Origin of the sequence: Shinella sp. (genome assembly GCF_052438155.1) — a bacterium.
In the GTDB taxonomy this organism is placed as follows: Bacteria; Pseudomonadota; Alphaproteobacteria; order Rhizobiales; family Rhizobiaceae; genus Shinella.
On sequence record NZ_JBQVPI010000005.1, the window covers coordinates 98,611 to 117,012 of the forward strand.

Below are 18,402 nucleotides of genomic sequence, written 5' to 3' on the forward strand. Positions count from 1 at the left end.
CTGAAACTGCACCCTGCATGGTGCTTTGTCATCCTCAGTCAGTATGGTTAATGCCCGGTAAAAATCGGAACGGTCCGCGTATAGTTTCGGGCAAAAACAAAAGGATAGGGTGCTAGCACCTATCGCCGGCGGTCTGCGGCGAGGATCTCGCGGGCGAGCTGTTCCAGTGGCACGATCCGATCGACACCGCCATGCGCGATCGCCTCTTTCGGCATGCCGAAGACCACTGAAGTCGCCTCGTCCTGCGCGACGGTATAGGCGCCGGCCTGGTGCATCTCCGCCATGCCGCGCGCGCCATCGTCGCCCATGCCGGTCATGATGACGCCCATCGCGTTGCCACCGGCCGAACGGGCAGCGGAACGGAAGAGCACATCGACGGACGGCCGGTGACGGGAGACGAGTGGGCCTTCGCGCACCGCGACGTGGTAGCGCGCACCTTGCCGCTCCAGCATCATGTGTTTATCGCCGGGCGCGATCAGCACATGGCCGCGCAGCACCGGATCGCCGTGCACGGCCTCCTTGACCTCGACTTCGCACAGGCTGTTCAGCCGTTTGGCGAAGGCGGCGGTGAATTTCTCCGGCATGTGCTGGACGATGACGAGACCGGGCGAGTTTGCCGGCAACTGCTCGAGCATGACGCGGAGCGCCTCCGTGCCCCCGGTGGATGCGCCGACGCAGGCGACCATTTCTGTCGTCTTCGCCATGGCGCGGCCGCTTGGCGGTGGCAGCACGGCATCGGCGGTCAGTTTTGTCGTCGGGCCTGAAGGCACGGCGGCTCGTCGGTGAGAGCCGATGCGGGCGATGGCGGCACCTTTCACCGCCTCGCGGATGCGCATGCCCGATTCGGCAAGATGGTCGGCCGCACCGATCTTCGGCTTCAGGATGATATCGACGGCGCCAGCCTCCAGCGCCTGCATCAGCGTTTCGGAGCCTTCCTCGGTGAGCGAAGAGCACATGACGACGGGGATTGGCCGCTGCGACATCAGCTTGCGCAGGAAGGTGATGCCGTCCATGCGCGGCATTTCCACGTCCAGCGTGATGACGTCGGGGATCTCTTCCTGGATCTTCTTGGCCGCCATGAACGGATCGGAGGCCGCCGCCATCACCTCGATCTCCGGATCCTGCTCCAGCACATGGGTCAGCGCCTGGCGCACGCTTGCCGAGTCGTCGATGATGAGAACGCGGATTTTCTTGACCGGAAGGGGCATCAGATCTTCTTGAAAACCGTGTTGGCGACCTGGCGCACCGGCAGGGTGATGCCGGTGACCGTCTCGGAGTGACCCACATAGAGGAAGCCGCCGGGCACGAGGCAGTCACACAACCTGGACAGCACCTTTGCCTGAGTCGGCTTGTCGAAATAGATCAGCACGTTGCGGCAGAAGATCATGTGCATGGGCTCGCCCACCTTGTAGGCGCTATCCATGAGGTTGAGCCGCGCAAAGCCGACCGTCGAGCGCAGGCTCGGATGGATACGCACCTCGCTGCGCGCAGCATCCCTGGACGTCATGACATATTGGCGCTTCATGTCGGCAGGGACGGGGTCGATCATATCGCGCGGATAGACACCACGTCGCGCCGCTTGCAGCACGTCGGTCGAAAGATCGGTGGCGAGGATGCGGTAGTCGAGACCGGATTGGCCATCGATGAAATCCTGCATCACCATCGCCATCGTATAGGGTTCGGCGCCGATCGAGCAGGCGGCACTCCACAGCCGCAGCCGTTTGTGGCCGGCCGCGACGATTTCCGGCAGGCCGGTTTCGGTCATGTAGTCGAAGTGTTTCGGCTCGCGGAAGAAGTCGGTCTTGTTGGTCGTCACGGCATCGATGAGGAAGATCGCCTCCTTGTCGATGCCGCCACGCTTGAAGAGATAGTCGCAATAGTCGTTGAAGTTGGTGATGCCGGTCGCCCGGAGCCGACGCCGCAGGCGGCCTTCCAGCATCGTCAGCTTCGTTACCGGCATCTTGATACCGCTATAGTCATAGATGTAGCGCGACAGGGCGTCGAAGTTCCGGCTGCTCAAGCCGTCGTCCACCCTTTGCGTGCGCAATGCTGCTCCCACGCCTGTTCTCCTGAAATTATGCCGTGGCGGCGAGGCGATTGGCGCTGCCCATCATCGCGACTTCCGCGCCCGAGAACAGGCGCGCAAGATCGACGATGACGACAAAGCCGCCGTTCCGGCGCACCACGCCGGCAATGTAGTCGGATCGCCAGCGCACGCCGATATCCGGCGCGCCCTCGATTTCCTCTTCGCGGAAGGGGATGACCTCGAAGACCCGGTCGGCGACGAGGCCAAGCGTGAGGGTCTTGTCGCCCATCGGCACATCGAGCACGAGGGCTCGCGTGTGCGGCGTCTTCTCCGTCTTCGTCATGCCGAGACGAAGACGGAGATCGATGACCGGCACACCCTGGCCCCGCACATCCCGAAGCCCGAGCAGGTAGTCCGGCCCGTGCGGGATCTTGAAGGCATCCTCATGGTCGAGGATTTCCCGCACCACCGAGACCGGCACGGCAAAGACCTCGTTGTCGAGACTGAATGTGACGAACTGGGATTCGGAGGACGTGCCGGCCATGATTATGCGCTCTCCCTGAAGTCTGCGTCGTCGGCATCTGGGCCGCCCATCGACATGTCGAGGGCAAAGCCGCGGGCGCGAGCCTGCTGGCTGTTGACGCTGTTGTCGGATTTGCGAATCTGCACGTTGACGGACTTGGCGGCCGGGCGTGCCGGCACCTGTGCCGGGCGGCGCTGGGCAACCATCGGTGCGCTGGAGGCGCGGTCGACGCGGAAGAAGGCGATCGAGGTTTGCAACTCCTCAGCCTGGGCCGCCAGCTCTTCCGAGGTGCCGGACATTTCTTCCGAGGCGCCGGCATTCTGCTGGGTCACCTTGTCGAGCTGCTGGATCGCTTCGTTGATCTGCGAGGCGCCGATATCCTGCTCGCGGCAGGCGGCGGAGATCTCGGAGATCAGTTCGGCGGTCTTGCGGATATCCGGCACCAGCCGGGTCAGCATTTCGCCGGCCTCGGTGGCAACCGAGACGGTCGTGCCGGAAAGCGCGCTGATTTCGGAAGCGGCCGCCTGGCTGCGTTCGGCGAGCTTGCGCACTTCGGAAGCGACGACCGCAAATCCCTTGCCGTGCTCGCCGGCACGAGCTGCCTCGACGGCAGCGTTGAGGGCGAGCAGGTCAGTCTGGCGGGCGATTTCCTGAACGATGGAAATCTTCTCGGCGATGGTGCGCATGGCGACGACCGCGCGACCGACGGCCTCGCCCGAGGCTTCGGCATCCTTGGCGGACTGGCGGGCGATCTTTTCCGTCTGGGCGGCGTTGTCGGCGTTCTGCTTGATGTTGGATGCCATTTCTTCCATCGAGGCGGAGGCCTCTTCGGCGGACGAAGCCTGTTCGGTTGCGCCCTGCGAAAGGGTTTCCGAGCTTGCGGAAAGCTCCTGGCTGCCCGACGACACGTTGTCGGCGGCCGACAATGCGTCGGAGACGACGCCCCGCAGGCGCTCGACCATGCTGGCGAGCGACAGGCCGAGTGTGTCCTTGTCCGAAAGTGGCTTCGGCGTCACGGTCAGGTCGCCGTTGGCGATCTGGTCGGCAATCGATGCGGTGTTGCGCAGGTTGCCGGTCATGACGTTGATCGTATCGACCAGATCCTTGATCTCGTCATTCGTCTTGATCTCGATATTCTGGTTGAGGTCGCCGATGGCGACGGCGGCCGTGGCGGCTTGGATCTTGCGCAGGCCATTGTTGATGCCGAGCGCGATCCAGGCGGCGGCGCCAACGGCGAGCAGCAGGGCGGCGCCCGAGATCGTCAGGATGAGGTTGCGCGTGCTGGCGTACTGCTCGTCGGTGTCGTGGTCCGCCTTCGTCATCAGCGCCTTGTTGGATTCGATGCGCCCGTTGATTGTCTCTTCGATTTCATCCATCAGGCGCCGGCCTTCGCCGGTCACGATGCGGATCGCCTCCGTCGAATTGCCGGATGCGACGAACGAGCGGAGCTGGTCGTCAACGCGGATAAGCTGCTTTTCCTTCTCCGCGACCGCCTGCCATTGCTCGATGGCGGCGGGGTCGGTCGACAGATCGATCAGGGCCTTGAGTGTTTCCTCGAAGCGCAGCCTGTTGCGGTTGCTGGATTCGGTGTGGGTCGCGATGTCCTGCTGGTTCGTGGCGGTGGCGAGGTTCATCTGGGCGCGCGCCAGGCGAAGCTGGTAGTTGGCGAGGTTCTGCGCGGTCTCGAGGCGGGCGGACGGACCCGCGATCATATCGGAAATCGCCTGGTTGAGCGAGGACAGGCTCATGATGGCGTAAGCGGACGTGCCGGCCATCATCAGAATGATGACGCCGAAGGCAATGGCAAGTTTCAGTTTGATCGTAAGGCGCATTTCGAAGGGGCTCCTTTGGTCTCAGATGCCGTCTGGTGGCAAGGCGGTCCGCAATGCGGCGCCCGTTATGCAAGAAGACCGATACATTCACCCTTCCGCGGGCCGCGTCAGCGACCCTTAAACCGGCGCTACACGCGCCGGGTCGATGTCGCGGCGCACCCGTTGCCGGATGCGCCGCGGTTGTTCTGGATATCAGGCGCTGGCGCGGAAATCCGCGTCGTCGGCGTCCGGACCGCCCATCGACATGTCGAGGGCGAAGCCATTGCCGCGCGTTGCCTTGGCGCCTGTCGGTGCCGGGCGGTAGGCCGGGGAAGCGGCCGGGCGCTTGGCGGTAACAGGTGCGGCCATCTTCGCCGCCGTCGCCCGCAGTTTGCCGGCGTGGTTGGGCTGTTCTCTCCGCGACGCGTTGTCGACGCGGAAGAAGGCGATGGATGCCTGGAGCTCTTCCGCCTGGGCGGCAAGTTCTTCCGAGGTGGCGGACATCTCTTCCGAGGCGCCGGCATTCTGCTGGGTCACCTTGTCGAGCTGCTGGATTGCCTCATTGATCTGCGAGGCGCCGATATCCTGCTCGCGGCAGGCGGAGGAGATCTCCGAGACCAGTTCGGCAGTCTTGCGGATATCCGGCACCAGCCGGTTCAGCATCTCGCCCGCTTCAGTCGCGACGGAGACCGTCTCGCCGGAGAGCGCACTGATTTCTGCTGCGGCCGCCTGGCTGCGTTCGGCGAGCTTGCGCACTTCCGAGGCGACGACGGCAAAGCCCTTGCCATGTTCGCCGGCGCGTGCCGCTTCCACGGCTGCGTTCAAGGCGAGCAAGTCTGTCTGGCGGGCGATTTCCTGGACGATGGAAATCTTCTCCGCGATCGTGCGCATCGCCGTGACGGCGCGGCCGACGGCTTGGCCGGAGGCTTCCGCGTCCTTGGAAGACTGGCGGGCGATCTTTTCGGTCTGTGCGGCGTTGTCGGCGTTCTGCTTGATGTTGGAGGCCATTTCTTCCATCGAGGCGGAGGCCTCTTCGGCGGAGGACGCCTGTTCGGTGGCACCCTGCGAAAGCGTTTCCGAGCTTGCCGACAGTTCCTGGCTGCCGGAGGAAACGTTGTCGGAGGCCGAAAGCGCATCGCCGACGACGCCGCGCAGGCGGTCGATCATCGTGTTGACGTGGCCGAGCAGGTCGCCGATCTCGTCGCGGTTGGTTATCTCAGCCGTCTTGGTCAGATCTCCTTCCGCGACATCACGGACCGCGCCGATGGCGCGATTGAGACCGCGGCTGATGGTGAGTGAGATCCACACGGCTGCAATGACAGCCACCAGGAAGGCAGCGGCAGCGACGGCGATCATGATCATGCGGGTCGAAGCGTACTGTTCTTCGGAGGAGATACCTGCCTCTTTCAAACGGCCGCGCTCCAGCGCGATGATCTCTTCGAGCAGCTTGTCGATCTCGGCAACGGTGGCGCGGTTTTCGGTGACCGAGATTTGCAGCGCGCCGGCGATGTTACCCATCTTGGCCAACGCGCGGATACGGTCTTCCTGCTTGTTGTATTCGGCATCCAGCGTGCGCACCTGGTTCCAGATAACCCGACCTTGTTCCGTCGCCTTGGCTTCGGCCGCCGAAAGGGCGTCCCCAAAACCGATGCGATGGGCGTCGCTCTTGTCGAGCGCGTCCTTGGCTTCATCGGGGTTGGCGGCGAGCAGCAGGTTTTTCTGCTGGCGGATTTGCTGGAGTTGCTCGCTATAAATCGTCATTGCCAATTGCAGGCGCTCGGACGGGCCGGTCAGGATGCCGTCGAGCGTGTTGTTCAGCGTCCCAAGGCTGAGGATACCGTAGGTGGCCGTGCCGCAAAGCATAAGGATGAGGAAGCTATAGGCCAGAACCAGCTTCGATTTAATTGTCATGCGCATTGAAATATCTCCTCAAAAAATTGGTGAGAAACGCTTGTTTGACTGGTTCAGTGCTCGTGCCGGAAGGTGAAGATCGCGTGTATATTGGGCACGATGATGAAGTCACTGTCGCGCTTGACCAGGCAGTCGATATAGTCCGCCCGCCAGCGCATTCCGACGCTGGGCGGTGGTTCGCTGGCTGTCTTGCTCAAGGTCGTCACCTCGTTGACCTTGTCGGTCCGCACGCCGATCAGCACGGGCTCGCCGTCCAGTTCGAGTTCGATGACGATGATGCGGCTGTCATTGGTAACCGTTGTCGCTTCCATGCCGAACGCAATGCGAATGTCGGCAAGCGGAATGACGCGTCCCCGGAAATTCAGGATGCTGGCGACGAAGGGACGAGCCCCCGGCACAGGCGTTTCAGGCAGGAGGTCGAGAATTTCCCGCACCATGACCGCTTCGATGGCGAAGGTTTCCCCGGCGATGTCGAAGGTCAGGACCTCCAGTTCGTCGTTTTCGTTCCAGTTGACGGCGTCAACCTTTTTCAGAGTCTGGTTCATCCTGCCGCGCGCAATTGCGCCTCCCGCTGTTGTCCGGCGCTGACCAGGTGGGCCACGTCGAGGATCAGCGCGACACTGCCATCGCCGAGGATGGTCGCACCCGAGAAGGTCGCAATATCATGGTGCAGTTTGGACATGGCCTTGATGACCGTCTGGTGATCGCCGATGATCTGATCGACGACGAGGCCGACGCGCTCGGTGCCGGTCGAGATGACGACGATCTTCTGGTAGGGGTCGGGCTGGGTGCCGGTGCGAAACTGGTCGCGCAGGCGCAGGAACGGCACGAGGCTGTCGCGCACCGAGATGAAGCTGCGGCCGTGCGAGCGAAGGTCGTCTTCGAGCGACAGTTCGAGGCATTCCTCGACCGCCGAGAGCGGGATGACGTAGCAGCCCTGGCCGACGCGCACGAGAAGCCCCTCGATGATGGCGAGCGTCAGCGGAATGCGCAGCGAGACTTGCGAGCCTTCTCCCGGGTTGCTGGTGATGTCGATCGCGCCGCGCAACGCCTCCACCGTCTTCTTCACGACATCCATGCCGACGCCGCGGCCGGAGAGGTTGGTGACGGTTTGAGCGGTGGAAAACCCCGGCTGGAAGATCAGCTGGAGCAGGTCCTGGTCGGTGAGGGCTGCACCCGGCTGGATGATGCCCGAGGCTTCCGCCTTTGCGCGCACCCGCTCGCGGTTGATGCCGCGGCCGTCGTCCTTGATGGTGATGATGACCTCGCCGCCCGTCTGGTGCGCCGAGAGGATGACCTTGCCCTTGGCGTCCTTGCCGGCAGCGAGGCGCTCTTCCGGCTGTTCGAGGCCATGGTCGATCGAGTTGCGCACGAGGTGCACGAGCGGGTCGGCGAGGCGATCGATGACCGTCTTGTCGACTTCCGTGGTCTCGCCCTCGGTGATGAGTTCGATCTCCTTGCCCGTCTCGCGCGACAGATCGTGCACGAGGCGGCGGAAGCGGCTGAAGAGGCTGGCGACCGGCATCATGCGCAGCACCATCATCGTGTCGCGCAATTCGCCGGACAGCCGCTCGATTTCTTCCGAGACGGAGCGCAGGCCGAGATCGGTCGCCGTGCCGGCAAGCTGGGTGAGGCGCGACTGGGCAATGACGAGCTCGCCGACGCGGTCCATCATCTCGTCGAGCCGTTCGGCCGGGACGCGGACGTTCTCGGCGGACTTCGCCTGCTTGGAATCGTTGGCGGCCTGGACAGCCGGCGCTTCGCGCTCGGTAACGACCACGGCTTTCGCCACCGGCATGTGTACGGGTGCGGCGACCGGCTGGTCCACGGTGATGTCCGTGATCTCCAGCGCCATGTCGTCCATGACGAAAATGAACACGTCCTCGATATCGCTGCGCGGCTTTTCGGTCTTCAGCGCCACGTCCCAGGCGAGATGGATGTCGCGCGGGTCGAGGGTGGCAAGTTCCGGCACCTTCGCCGTGTCGGCAATGATCCGGCAGTCGCCGAGGTCGCGCATTTCATCGAGCAGGCCGAGCGGGTTGGTGCCGTTCGCCATGGCATTGGCCGGCAGGCTGAAACGGATGCGCCATTCACGCAGGCCACCAGCCTTTTCGGCTACCGGAGCGGCGGCTATAACGCTGGCGACGGGGGCAGGGGAGCCGGCGCCGTTGACCGCGCGGTGCAGGTTGTCGAGCAGCGCGGCACTCATCGCGTCGTGGTCGCCGTTCGGCGTTTCGAGCAGCGCGCGCATGTGGTCCTGTGCGGACAGCACAGCCGAGACCAGTTCGTGGGTTGCGGGCACATCGCCCTTGCGCACCCGGTCGAAGGCGGTCTCGCAATGGTGGGTGAAGGCGGCGAGCGCCTCGAAGCCGAACATCGCACCGGAGCCCTTGAGCGTGTGCAGCCCACGGAAGACGGCGTCGATCTGGTTGCGGTCTTCAAGGCTGCGCGTCAGATCCAGCAGGCCGGACTCGATCTGTTCCAGCAGTTCGGCCGCTTCTGTCCGGAAGACTGAGATCGGGTCCGGGTTGTTCATTTGCCGAGGACCTTCTTGGCGATCTTGACGAGGCTTTCCGGATCGAACGGTTTGGTGAGCCAGCCGGTGGCGCCGGCAGCCTTCGCCTGCGCCTTGATTTCGCCGTCGGATTCGGTGGTGAGAAAGATGACCGGGACGCCCGTATGCGCGGGCAGCTTGCGCAGCTCGCGAATCATGGTGAGGCCGTCCATGTTCGGCATGTTGAGGTCGGTGACGACGAGGTCGTATTCGCCGGCCTTCAATTTGTTCAACCCGTCGAGGCCATCGACCGCTTCGGTCACGGCATAGCCGGCATTGCTGAGGGTGACCCGCGTCGTCAGCCGGATGCTGGCGGAATCGTCAACGGTCAAGATTTTCGCGGACATCAATTCGTCTCCTGATGCAACCAGAAATGTGCGGCTTCGGGCGTCATGTCGTCGAGGAAGCCGCCGCGCTTCAGCACGTCGTAAAGGTCTCCCGTCGCAGGCCGGGCAAGTAGAATGCGCCCCGCTTGCATCTCTGCCTGTTTGCGCGCGGCCGTAACGAGCTGGACAAAGCTGAGGTCGATCTGCGCCTCTTCATCAATATCCAGAACGGCGGTTGTGTTTTTATTCAGAAAGTCCAAGATCAACTCCTGGACTGCCACTATATTCTTGATGGTGAGCGTCGCCGGTAAGGTTAACGGCGCGTCACCGGGCAGGGGCGATGACATGGAGGCCTCGATATGCGTTTTTAAGGAAAGTATTTCCCGCCACAGATTCCCCAGTCAGGCTTAATGAACGGTAAAGCGCGGTTGCTAAATTCATCCGTTGGTAGTCTGTCTGTAAAAATACAACACCTCTCGCAACGGCAGGTAAATCTGGTAAGCTGTTGTTTTAAATGTAAATTTAGAAATTTAGATATGATAGATATTATTTCTAAATCCCTAATTCTAGGGATGGCTACATCTCCGGGTAGTGGGCCGAAAAACGGCCCGATGCAGCGGGATTTTACTACATAAGGAAAAGCGAATTTACTGGGCGTTACATTGTTCTCCCTAGGGTGCCCTCACAGAATCTTGTGAGTGGGGTATAGCGTGTCAGGATCAACGAGCGCAGTTCGCATCGAGCGGCAGACGGCTGAGGCGGAGCTCGTATCCCGCCTCGAAGGGGCGCGCTCCCGCATCGAGCAACGGTTCCTCGATGGCGGCGTGGTACTGCTCTCCGTGCTCGATCTCCTCAACCGCATGGTTGCGTCGCTGGAAAAGCTCTCCGGCTCTCTCGACGACGAAACCGCCGACGCGACGATCGCCCGGCTTGTCGCGACCATCGACCAACTCACCGCACTGCCCGGCACAGAGGAAACGCGCCAGCAGCATCTCGCCCATATCGCCGTCACGGAAAAGTCGCTTGGCGGATACATCGCCGACATGCAGGAAACATTGCGCTACCTGCGCACCTTTGCGACGACTGCAAAGATCACCGGCGCGGCCATTCCGGATTTCGCGGGCTTTGCGGATGAGATTCTCGCGCGCATCCAGTTCGGTTCCGGTGAAGTCAACGCACTCGGCGCGAAGATCGGCACGCTCGGCAGCGTGATCGGCGCCGCTTCGGCGGGAGGCGGGCAAGCACTGGAACGCTTCCACCGCAGCGTACCCGACATTGCCGGCAACCTCGCGCGCAATGCCGCCGACCTCACCGCCCAGCGCCGCCATCTGTCCCAGCTCGCCGGCAAGGTCAGTGCCTCGGCGCGGCGGGTACAGGGCAAAGTGGGGACGACGCTGTCGTCCATGCAGATCGGCGACATCACGCGCCAGCGCATCGAACATTGCCAGTCCGCCTTCGGCTTCCTCGATGACTATCTTGGGACGGGTGCACTGAACGCGGACGCCGCCGGACGCCTTACCGCGCTGGTGCGTCATCTCGTGCATGAGCAGCTTATCGAAATCGCCCGCGATTTCGAACGGGAATGCAAAACCGTCGTTGGCACGATCCGCAGTTTTGGCGCGGATATCGATGGGTTGATGGTGCTTCACGGTGACATGGATGCCGGCGACGGCCGTTCGGCCGACCGCGCCATGCGCACGCTGGAGGCCGATATCACCGCCGCGCGCGCGGTGGTTGGAGATATCGAGCAGGCGGCCGACAAGGCCAATGCGCTTGGTTCGAACACGGTCGAGACCGTGCAGGAACTGCTGACGGGTGTGAGGACCATTCAGCTCGTGCGCACCGACATCCACTATATGGCGCTCAATACCAACCTGCGTTGCGGCAAGCTTGGCGAAGAGGGGCGAGCGATCAATGTCGTGACGGCGGAACTGCGCACCTTCTCCGGCCAGCTCGACGATACTGCCGAGCGCATCCTGACGACGCTGCAATCGCTGAAAGGCGACGCCAGCAAGCTTGGTGAGGCGGGCGCAGGTGCAGGGGGCTCGCTTGATGCCCACCTCGAAGAAGTGCTGGACTATATCCATCGTGCGGGTGACCACATGGAGGAGGACATGGAGGCGTTGCGTGCCTGCGGCGCGGATATGTCAGCAAAGGCCGGACGGATCATCGGCGACCTCGATTTTAACGCCGAACTCGGCGACGTGCTCGCCGATTGCTCGGCACGCGCGGGTGCGTTGATCGGCCATGACCTGCCCGACATGACCGGCCTTGAGGAGGCGCTCGACGATCTCGGGAGCCGCATCGCGCGCACCTACACCATGGTGTCCGAGCGCGAGATTCATGCCCGCGTCTTCGGCACGACGCTCGAGATGTCGTCGGCGCCCGCTGCCGGCCAGAGCGACGAAGACCTCTTCGACGACGCCCTGTTCTAGGCGCCCGGTTCCGCGCCGCCGCTTGGTTTCACCGAGCGGCCTTTCCGATCGATCCCCTGTGGTCAGTTTCACTATATTTTTGAAAATATAGCGCTGGCCAAGCCGTAAGTGTCGATATATTCAAAGAGATATCACGCTGCCGGAAAAGCAGGAAAAGGGAGAACAGGAATGAACCGTCGTCTGCTTCTGAAACTCGTCGTTGCCGCCTTCGCGGCCCTGCCACTCACCCTGCCGGCCGCGGCCGCAGAAAAGGTCACGATCTTCGCCGCGGCGAGCCTGAAGAATGCGCTGGATGCCGCAAACACCGCGTGGCAGAAGGAAAGCGGCAACGAGACGACGGTTTCCTACGCCGCCAGCTCGGCACTCGCCAAGCAGATCGAGGCGGCTGCACCCGCTGATCTCTTCATCTCGGCCGACCTTGCCTGGATGGACTATGTCGCTGAAAAGAAACTGATCAAGGACGACACGCGCTCCAACCTGCTCGGTAACCGCATCGTTCTCGTGGCACCGAAGGACAAGGCGACGACCGTCGAAATCAAGGACGGTTTCGACCTCGCCGGCCTCGTCGGCGACGGCAAACTCGCCATGGGCGCGGTCGACAGCGTTCCGGCCGGCAAATACGGCAAGGCGGCGCTTGAAAAGCTCGGCGTCTGGTCTGCCGTCGAAGGCAAGGTCGCCGGCGCGGAAAGCGTGCGTGCAGCCCTTGCGCTCGTCTCGCGCGGCGAGGCGCCCTACGGCATCGTCTACCAGACGGACGCGGCCGCCGATCCGGGCGTTGCCGTCGTCGGCACCTTCCCGGAGGACAGCCACCCGCCGATTATCTACCCGGTCGCCATCCTCTCGGAATCGAAGAGCGCCGCCGCTGCCGCCTATCTCGACTTCCTGAAGTCGGACAAGGCCGCCCCCTTCTTCACCGAACAGGGTTTCTCGATCCTGAAGTAACACGAGCCTCGCAACAGCCCCGGGCGCTAAACCCGGGGCTCAGTGTGTTGACAGGTCTCACCCCACGCACGTCGTCATCCTCGGGCTTGACCCGAGGATCCACTCGGCAGCCGTGGCATGGATGGTCGGGTCAAGCCCGACCATGACGGAGGTAAGGTTTTGGGCCTTGTCGACGGTCTGGCCCGGTCTTGATGCCCGGGCCACTTGCATTTCGAAGGAACCCCGCGTGGACTGGCTTGCCTTGAGCGATGAGGAATGGACGGCGATCCGGCTGAGCCTCAGGGTCTCGACGGTGGCGGTGCTCGTCAGCCTGCCGCTCGGCATTCTCGTGGCGCTGGCGCTTGCGCGCGGCCGCTTCTGGGGCAAGTCGCTGTTGAACGGCATCGTCCATCTGCCGCTTATCCTGCCGCCGGTCGTCACCGGCTTCCTGCTGCTCATCCTGTTTGGTCGGCGTGGTGCCATCGGCTCCGTGCTCGACGAATGGTTCGGGATCGTGCTGTCCTTCCGCTGGACGGGGGCGGCGCTCGCCTGCGGCGTCATGGGCTTTCCGCTGATGGTGCGCTCCATCCGCCTCTCCATCGAGGCCGTGGACCGCAAGCTGGAAGAAGCCGCCGGCACGCTCGGTGCAAGCCCCCTCTGGGTCTTCCTCACCGTCACCCTGCCGCTCATCCTGCCCGGTGTGCTCGCCGGCATGATCCTCGCCTTCGCCAAGGCCATGGGCGAATTCGGTGCAACCATCACCTTCGTCTCCAACATTCCCGGTGAAACGCAGACGCTGTCGGCCGCCATCTATACCTTCACCCAGGTGCCGGGCGGCGATGCCGGTGCCATGCGGCTGACGCTGGTCGCGATCGCCATTTCCATGGCGGCACTGCTTGCCTCGGAAGTCCTCGCCCAACGCATCGGCCGCAAGGTGCACCTCGAATGAGCCTGATCGTCGAAGCGCGTCACCGGTTCGGCGACTTTTCGCTGGATGCGGCCTTTACCTCCGATGGCGGTGTCACGGCCCTCTTCGGCCGGTCCGGCTCTGGCAAGACATCGCTCGTGCGCATCATCGCCGGCCTCACGCGCCCCAAGGAAGGCCGTGTTCAACTCGGCGACGACGTGCTGGTCGATACCAGCCGCCGTCTCTTCATGCCGCCGCACCGCCGCCGCTTCGGCTATGTCTTTCAGGAGGCGCGCCTCTTCCCGCACCTGACCGTGCGCCAGAACCTTGCCTATGGTCGCTGGTTCGCCCCGAAAAGCGCACGCACGGAAAACCCGGACCGCATCGTCGATCTGCTCGGGATCGGCGACCTGCTGGACCGTCAGCCAGAGAACCTTTCCGGTGGCGAAAAGCAGCGTGTCGCCATCGGCCGCGCATTGCTGGCATCCCCCCGTCTCCTCCTGATGGACGAGCCGCTCGCGGCCCTCGACGAGGAGCGCAAGGCGGAAATCCTGCCCTATCTGGAGCGCCTGCGCGACGAAGTCGGCATTCCCATCGTCTATGTCAGCCATTCCGTCGCAGAAGTCGCCCGCCTTGCCGACAAGGTTGTGCTGATGGCCAGCGGCCGCATCGAGGCGATCGGCCCGGCCTCCGACGTACTCGGCGGCCCGCGCCTCGCCTCGGCCATGGAACGCCGCGAGGCCGGCAGCGTGCTCACCGGCCATGTCGAGACGCGCGATACCGAGCACGGCCTCGCTACCATCCGTCTCGATGGCGGTGCCGCCATCCTGGTGCCTGGCGCTGCCGTTTCGCCGGGCGAGATGGTGCGCATGCGCATTCCCGCCCGCGACGTCATGGTGGCAACGGTGCGCCCGGAAGGCTTGAGCGCCCTCAACATCCTTGAGGGCACCATCGAAGCCATCGAACCGGACGGGGAGGGCATGGCAAGCCTACGCATCGCCTGCGGCGGCGATCACGTCCGCGCCCGCATTACCGCGCTGTCAGTCGAGCGTCTCGGCTTGACGCCGGGCCTTCCCGTCCATGCCGTCATCAAGACGGTGGCGCTGGAATAGAGCAATTCCAGCAAAAGTGCGGAGCGGTTTTGTGTGCCGCGAATTGCGCAAAAGCAAAGGCTTCAGTCGGCGAGATTAGCGACGAGCCAGCCGATATCGTCGTCCAGTGCCGCGCGCGCCTTCTCTTCCATGGCGTGGTAATGGGCGATCAGCGCCTCGCCGAAGGGCGTCAGCAGCGCCCCGCCGCCCTGCTTGCCGCCGCGTTGCGATTCCACCACCGGCTGCTTGAACAGCCGGTTCATCTCATCGACCAGCAGCCAGGCGCGGCGATAGGACATGTCCATCGCCCGCCCGCCCGCGGAAATCGAACCGGTCTCCCGGATATGGGCGAGAAGCTCGATTTTCCCGCGCCCGATCCGCCCCTCCGGTTCGAACTGGAGCCGGAAGATGAGTTTCGGTTGGCTTTTGGCGGATGCTGACATGAAAAAGGGCCCGTATGAATACGGGCCCAGATATAACAGCGTTTTGCGCGGAGGAAAGCTTATGCCGCGCGCTTCAGCGCATCGCCGAGGATCGAGACGATGTCTTCGAAATGCTGCTTTTCCGCAATCAGCGGCGGCGAGAAGGCGATGATGTCGCCGGTTACGCGGATCAGCAGGCCCTTCTCGAAGCAATCGACGAAGACGGCATAGGCGCGGGCGCCCGGTGCGCCGTCACGCGACGCCAGTTCGATGCCGGCGATGAGGCCGATCGTGCGGATGTCGATGACGTGCGGCAGGCCCTTCAGCGAATGCATCGCCGTCTGCCAGTCATCCTCGAGGTCGGCCGCGCGGGTGAGCAGGCCCTCGTCGCGGTAGATGTCGAGCGTCGCGATACCCGCAGCACAGGCCGCCGGATGGCCGGAATAGGTATAGCCATGGAACAGCTCGATGGCGTTTTCCGGCCCATGCATCAGCGCGTCGTGCACCTTGCGGCTGGAGAACACCGCGCCCATCGGGATCGCGCCGTTGGTAAGGCCCTTGGCAGCGGTGACGAGATCCGGCGTCACGCCGAAATAGTCGGTGGCGAAGGAAGAGCCGAGACGGCCGAAGCCCGTGATGACTTCGTCGAAGATCAGCAGGATGCCGTGTTTGTCGCAGATGGCGCGCAGGCGTTCGAGATAGCCCTTCGGCGGGATCAGCACGCCCGTGGAGCCGGCAACCGGCTCGACGATGCAGGCAGCGATGGTTTCCGCGCCATGCAGCGCGACCAGCTGCTCCAGATCGTCGGCAAGCTCTACGCCATGCTCCGGCTGACCCTTCACGAAGGCGTTCTTGGAAAGGTCGTGCGTGTGGCGCAGATGGTCCGAGCCTGCCAGCTGCGGGAAGACGCGGCGGTTGTTGAGGATGCCGCCGACCGAAATGCCGCCGAAACCGACGCCGTGATAGCCGCGCTCGCGGCCGATAAGGCGCGTGCGCGTGCCCTGGCCGATCGCGCGCTGATAGGCGATGGCCATCTTCAAAGCGGTATCGACCGATTCGGAGCCGGAGCCCGTGTAGAACACGCGGTCGAGCTTGGCGCCGTCCGGGCCGGGGGCGATTTCCGCCAGCCGCTCCGCGAAGTCGAAGGCGATCGGATGGCCCATCTGGAAGGAGGGTGCGAAATCCAGCTGCATCAGCTGGCGCTCGACCGCAGAGGCGATCTGCCGGCGACCGTGGCCTGCGTTCACGCACCAGAGACCGGCGGTGCCGTCGAGAACCCGGCGGCCATCGGCGCTCGTATAGTACATGCCTTCGGCGCTCGCGAGCAGGCGCGGTGCGGCCTTGAACTGGCGGTTGGCGGTAAAGGGCATCCAGTAGCTGTCGAGCACCGGTTCGTTGGGCTTGTTGTGAACGTTCATGGCAATCTCCTCTGATTGGCGCGATTGACGCCATGATTTGCGATGCCGAACAAGTCCTTTTCTGGTTGACGTCAAGCGCTTGAAAATAAAGGATATGGAAAGCGAGGTTTTCGCTATTTCGAACATCTAGAACAGGGAGCTGCCGTGTCAGTCGATATCGGAGGCAGGCTGCGCCACCTGCGCATGGCCCAAAACCTCTCCCAGCGGGAACTCGCCAAACGCACCGGCGTCACCAATTCGACGATCTCGCTGATCGAATCGAACGCTACCAATCCTTCGGTCGGCGCATTGAAACGCATCCTCGACGGCATTCCCATCGGCCTTGCCGAATTCTTCGCCTTCGAACCGGATCGCCCGAAAAAGGCGTTCTACCGCGTGGACGAACTGACGGAGATCGGCAAGGGCGGCATTTCATACCGCCAGATCGGTGACAATCTGTTCGGCCGCAGCCTGCAGATCCTGAAAGAGTGCTACCAGCCCGGCGCCGACACCGGAAAGGTGCCGCTGGTGCATGATGGCGAAGAGGGCGGCATCGTGCTCTCCGGCCGTCTCGAAGTGACCGTCGACGACGAGCGCCGCATCCTCGGCCCCGGCGACGCCTACTATTTCGAAAGCCGCCGCCCGCACCGCTTCCGCTGCGTCGGCCCGGTACCCTGCGAGGTCATCAGCGCCTGCACCCCGCCGACATTTTGAAACACAAAAAGCCCGCCGGCGGTAACCGGCGGGCTTTTCGAAAACAAAGTCGATCAGGCCTGCGGCGTCGTGTTGTCTTCGACGGGTGCGCCCGGGCCATTCTTCTTGATCGAATCAATGGCGTTCTGTGCGCTGGCCTTGCTGGAGTAACCTTCCGTCGCGAACATCACTTCGCTGTTGTACTTGAAGCGAACACGATATTCGCCAGCCTTGTCCTTGTAGATCTCGAACTTGTGCGCCACGGGCTTTCCTCCACGCAGATGAATCACCCGTGCAAAGTGCCAGCCGAGCAAACGGCTGACAAGAGGGGCAGACAGGCCATACCCTACAAAGCGACGCGTAGCTTGCCGCGCCTATTCGGCAGGCCCCTCGACGATACGCGGTCCGTCGCCCGAGCGGCTGTAACCAGGGTTCTTTACCTCACCGAGCGCCCATTCCGTCGGGTTTTTGGCTCCCGGCGAGCGCTTCAGAACGGTGAAGTGTTCCCGCTGCTCGTCCATCGAAAGCCTGATCCAGCAGGACTGGAGCCCGTCCGGTGGCGAACCGGGTGACATCAGCAAGGTTTTCACCGTCAGATCGCAATCCTTGAGGAGGGTCTTCTGCAGCCTGTCCAGGCGGCCGAACTTGCTCTTGTATTGTGATTCGCTCCAGCGCCCCGTCGCTTTCGCTTCGATGAGGATCAATGTCTTGTCGTACGCAATGACGAAGTCGAAATCCTCTTGCGATCCGGTCAGGAGATCGGCGCGATAGGGGCCGGACAGCGCAGGCCCCAGATAGGATTGCAGCGCGCCAAACAACCAGTCGATGTGATAGTCGATCGCCCACCATGCATCAGGCGGAACATCGAGGCCGGCCTCTTTCCTGAGCAGATCCAGGAAGGACGTCGCGAGCGGGATCGGCTCTTTCGGATCGCCGAGCACATTTCGGATGAGCCAGTAGCGTTCCTTGCGATTGAATTTCGCCAAACACTCCGCCAGATTCGCCATGCCGCCCCCGATTTCCCAGTGATCTTCATCACTGTGGAGCCTCAAATGCCAATTGCAATGCGCCGCAAATCGTCTTCTGTGTGGTGGGAGAGTACTTGGGAAGAGATTGGCTGGGGAACCTGGATTCGAACCAAGATTAACGGAGTCAGAGTCCGTCGTTCTACCGTTGAACTATTCCCCAGCATAACGGTCCCGGCTTGGCCGGCGTCTGTGAGGCGGGCTTATAAACAAACGGCGGCGAGATGCAAATGGTTTTTTCGAGAAAATTGCCTCGGCCTTTTGCCGGCCCGGCTGTCGCCGCCGCGTCACAAAAAGAATTTGGCGAACGGGCCGGGCACTGGTAATGTAGCGCCAACGAAGATCGAGAGAGCGCCTGCT

18 protein-coding genes and 1 tRNA gene are annotated in these 18,402 nt (G+C 63.0%); 5 read left to right on the forward strand and 14 right to left on the reverse strand.

Annotated elements, in window-relative coordinates:
• Positions 1–119: 119 nt before the first annotated feature.
• The 9 genes from ACT6VE_RS11300 to ACT6VE_RS11340 form a co-directional block, all read right to left on the reverse strand.
• Positions 120–1,208, reverse strand: coding sequence for a protein-glutamate methylesterase/protein-glutamine glutaminase (locus tag ACT6VE_RS11300; protein WP_444798708.1), 1,089 nt, complete (start codon positions 1,206–1,208; stop codon positions 120–122).
• On the reverse strand, positions 1,208–2,059 hold the full coding sequence (locus tag ACT6VE_RS11305) for a CheR family methyltransferase (protein WP_444798709.1): 852 nt from the start codon (positions 2,057–2,059) through the stop codon (positions 1,208–1,210). The genes ACT6VE_RS11300 and ACT6VE_RS11305 overlap by 1 nt, the downstream gene beginning before the upstream one ends.
• A gap of 16 nt (positions 2,060–2,075) precedes the next feature.
• Positions 2,076–2,570, reverse strand: a complete 495-nt coding sequence (locus ACT6VE_RS11310; protein WP_444798710.1) for a chemotaxis protein CheW — start codon at positions 2,568–2,570, stop codon at positions 2,076–2,078.
• Positions 2,571–2,572: 2 nt separating this feature from the next.
• Positions 2,573–4,381, reverse strand: a complete 1,809-nt coding sequence (locus tag ACT6VE_RS11315) for a methyl-accepting chemotaxis protein (RefSeq protein WP_444798711.1) — start codon at positions 4,379–4,381, stop codon at positions 2,573–2,575.
• 192 nt (positions 4,382–4,573) lie between these two features.
• Entirely contained in the window at positions 4,574–6,277 is a 1,704-nt protein-coding gene (locus ACT6VE_RS11320) for a methyl-accepting chemotaxis protein (RefSeq protein ID WP_444798712.1), read from the reverse strand.
• A gap of 47 nt (positions 6,278–6,324) precedes the next feature.
• A complete protein-coding gene (locus ACT6VE_RS11325; protein ID WP_444798713.1) occupies positions 6,325–6,816 on the reverse strand; it encodes a chemotaxis protein CheW in 492 nt (163 codons plus the stop codon).
• A complete protein-coding gene (locus ACT6VE_RS11330) occupies positions 6,813–8,807 on the reverse strand; it encodes a chemotaxis protein CheA (protein ID WP_444798714.1) in 1,995 nt (664 codons plus the stop codon). The genes ACT6VE_RS11325 and ACT6VE_RS11330 overlap by 4 nt, the downstream gene beginning before the upstream one ends.
• Entirely contained in the window at positions 8,804–9,172 is a 369-nt protein-coding gene (locus tag ACT6VE_RS11335; RefSeq protein WP_160862378.1) for a response regulator, read from the reverse strand. The genes ACT6VE_RS11330 and ACT6VE_RS11335 overlap by 4 nt, the downstream gene beginning before the upstream one ends.
• Entirely contained in the window at positions 9,172–9,498 is a 327-nt protein-coding gene (locus ACT6VE_RS11340; RefSeq protein WP_444798715.1) for an STAS domain-containing protein, read from the reverse strand. The genes ACT6VE_RS11335 and ACT6VE_RS11340 overlap by 1 nt, the downstream gene beginning before the upstream one ends.
• 363 nt (positions 9,499–9,861) lie before the next feature.
• Here ACT6VE_RS11340 and ACT6VE_RS11345 point away from each other — a divergent pair, with 363 nt between their 5' ends.
• The 4 genes from ACT6VE_RS11345 (at position 9,862) to modC (ending at position 14,526) form a co-directional block, all read left to right on the forward strand.
• Positions 9,862–11,586, forward strand: coding sequence for a chemotaxis protein (locus ACT6VE_RS11345; protein ID WP_444798716.1), 1,725 nt, complete (start codon positions 9,862–9,864; stop codon positions 11,584–11,586).
• A gap of 168 nt (positions 11,587–11,754) precedes the next feature.
• Complete coding sequence (gene modA / locus ACT6VE_RS11350; RefSeq protein ID WP_069059803.1) at positions 11,755–12,528, forward strand: molybdate ABC transporter substrate-binding protein; 774 nt, start codon at positions 11,755–11,757, stop codon at positions 12,526–12,528.
• A 226-nt stretch (positions 12,529–12,754) separates the two neighbouring features.
• A complete protein-coding gene (modB, locus tag ACT6VE_RS11355) occupies positions 12,755–13,456 on the forward strand; it encodes a molybdate ABC transporter permease subunit (RefSeq protein WP_444798717.1) in 702 nt (233 codons plus the stop codon).
• Positions 13,453–14,526, forward strand: a complete 1,074-nt coding sequence (modC, locus tag ACT6VE_RS11360) for a molybdenum ABC transporter ATP-binding protein (RefSeq protein ID WP_444798718.1) — start codon at positions 13,453–13,455, stop codon at positions 14,524–14,526. The genes modB and modC overlap by 4 nt, the downstream gene beginning before the upstream one ends.
• Positions 14,527–14,588: 62 nt before the next feature.
• Here the strand turns inward: modC and ACT6VE_RS11365 are convergent, their stop codons facing one another.
• Positions 14,589–14,948, reverse strand: a complete 360-nt coding sequence (locus tag ACT6VE_RS11365) for a winged helix-turn-helix domain-containing protein (RefSeq protein WP_444798719.1) — start codon at positions 14,946–14,948, stop codon at positions 14,589–14,591.
• Positions 14,949–15,007: 59 nt separating this feature from the next.
• Positions 15,008–16,345: an aspartate aminotransferase family protein gene (locus ACT6VE_RS11370; protein ID WP_444798720.1), complete on the reverse strand. Its 1,338-nt coding sequence runs from the start codon at positions 16,343–16,345 to the stop codon at positions 15,008–15,010.
• Between the two features lie 144 nt (positions 16,346–16,489).
• On the opposite strand from ACT6VE_RS11370, the gene ACT6VE_RS11375 reads away from it, so the two are divergent.
• Positions 16,490–17,038, forward strand: a complete 549-nt coding sequence (locus ACT6VE_RS11375) for a cupin domain-containing protein (protein WP_444798721.1) — start codon at positions 16,490–16,492, stop codon at positions 17,036–17,038.
• 53 nt (positions 17,039–17,091) lie between these two features.
• On the opposite strand, the gene ACT6VE_RS11380 is transcribed toward ACT6VE_RS11375, so the two are convergent.
• From ACT6VE_RS11380 to ACT6VE_RS11390, 3 genes are all read right to left on the reverse strand, one after another.
• A complete protein-coding gene (locus tag ACT6VE_RS11380) occupies positions 17,092–17,280 on the reverse strand; it encodes a YegP family protein (RefSeq protein WP_069059796.1) in 189 nt (62 codons plus the stop codon).
• Between the two features lie 111 nt (positions 17,281–17,391).
• Positions 17,392–18,024: a hypothetical protein gene (locus ACT6VE_RS11385; protein ID WP_444798722.1), complete on the reverse strand. Its 633-nt coding sequence runs from the start codon at positions 18,022–18,024 to the stop codon at positions 17,392–17,394.
• Between the two features lie 107 nt (positions 18,025–18,131).
• Positions 18,132–18,205 (reverse strand) — tRNA-Gln (locus tag ACT6VE_RS11390).
• Between the last annotated feature and the right edge of the window lie 197 nt (positions 18,206–18,402).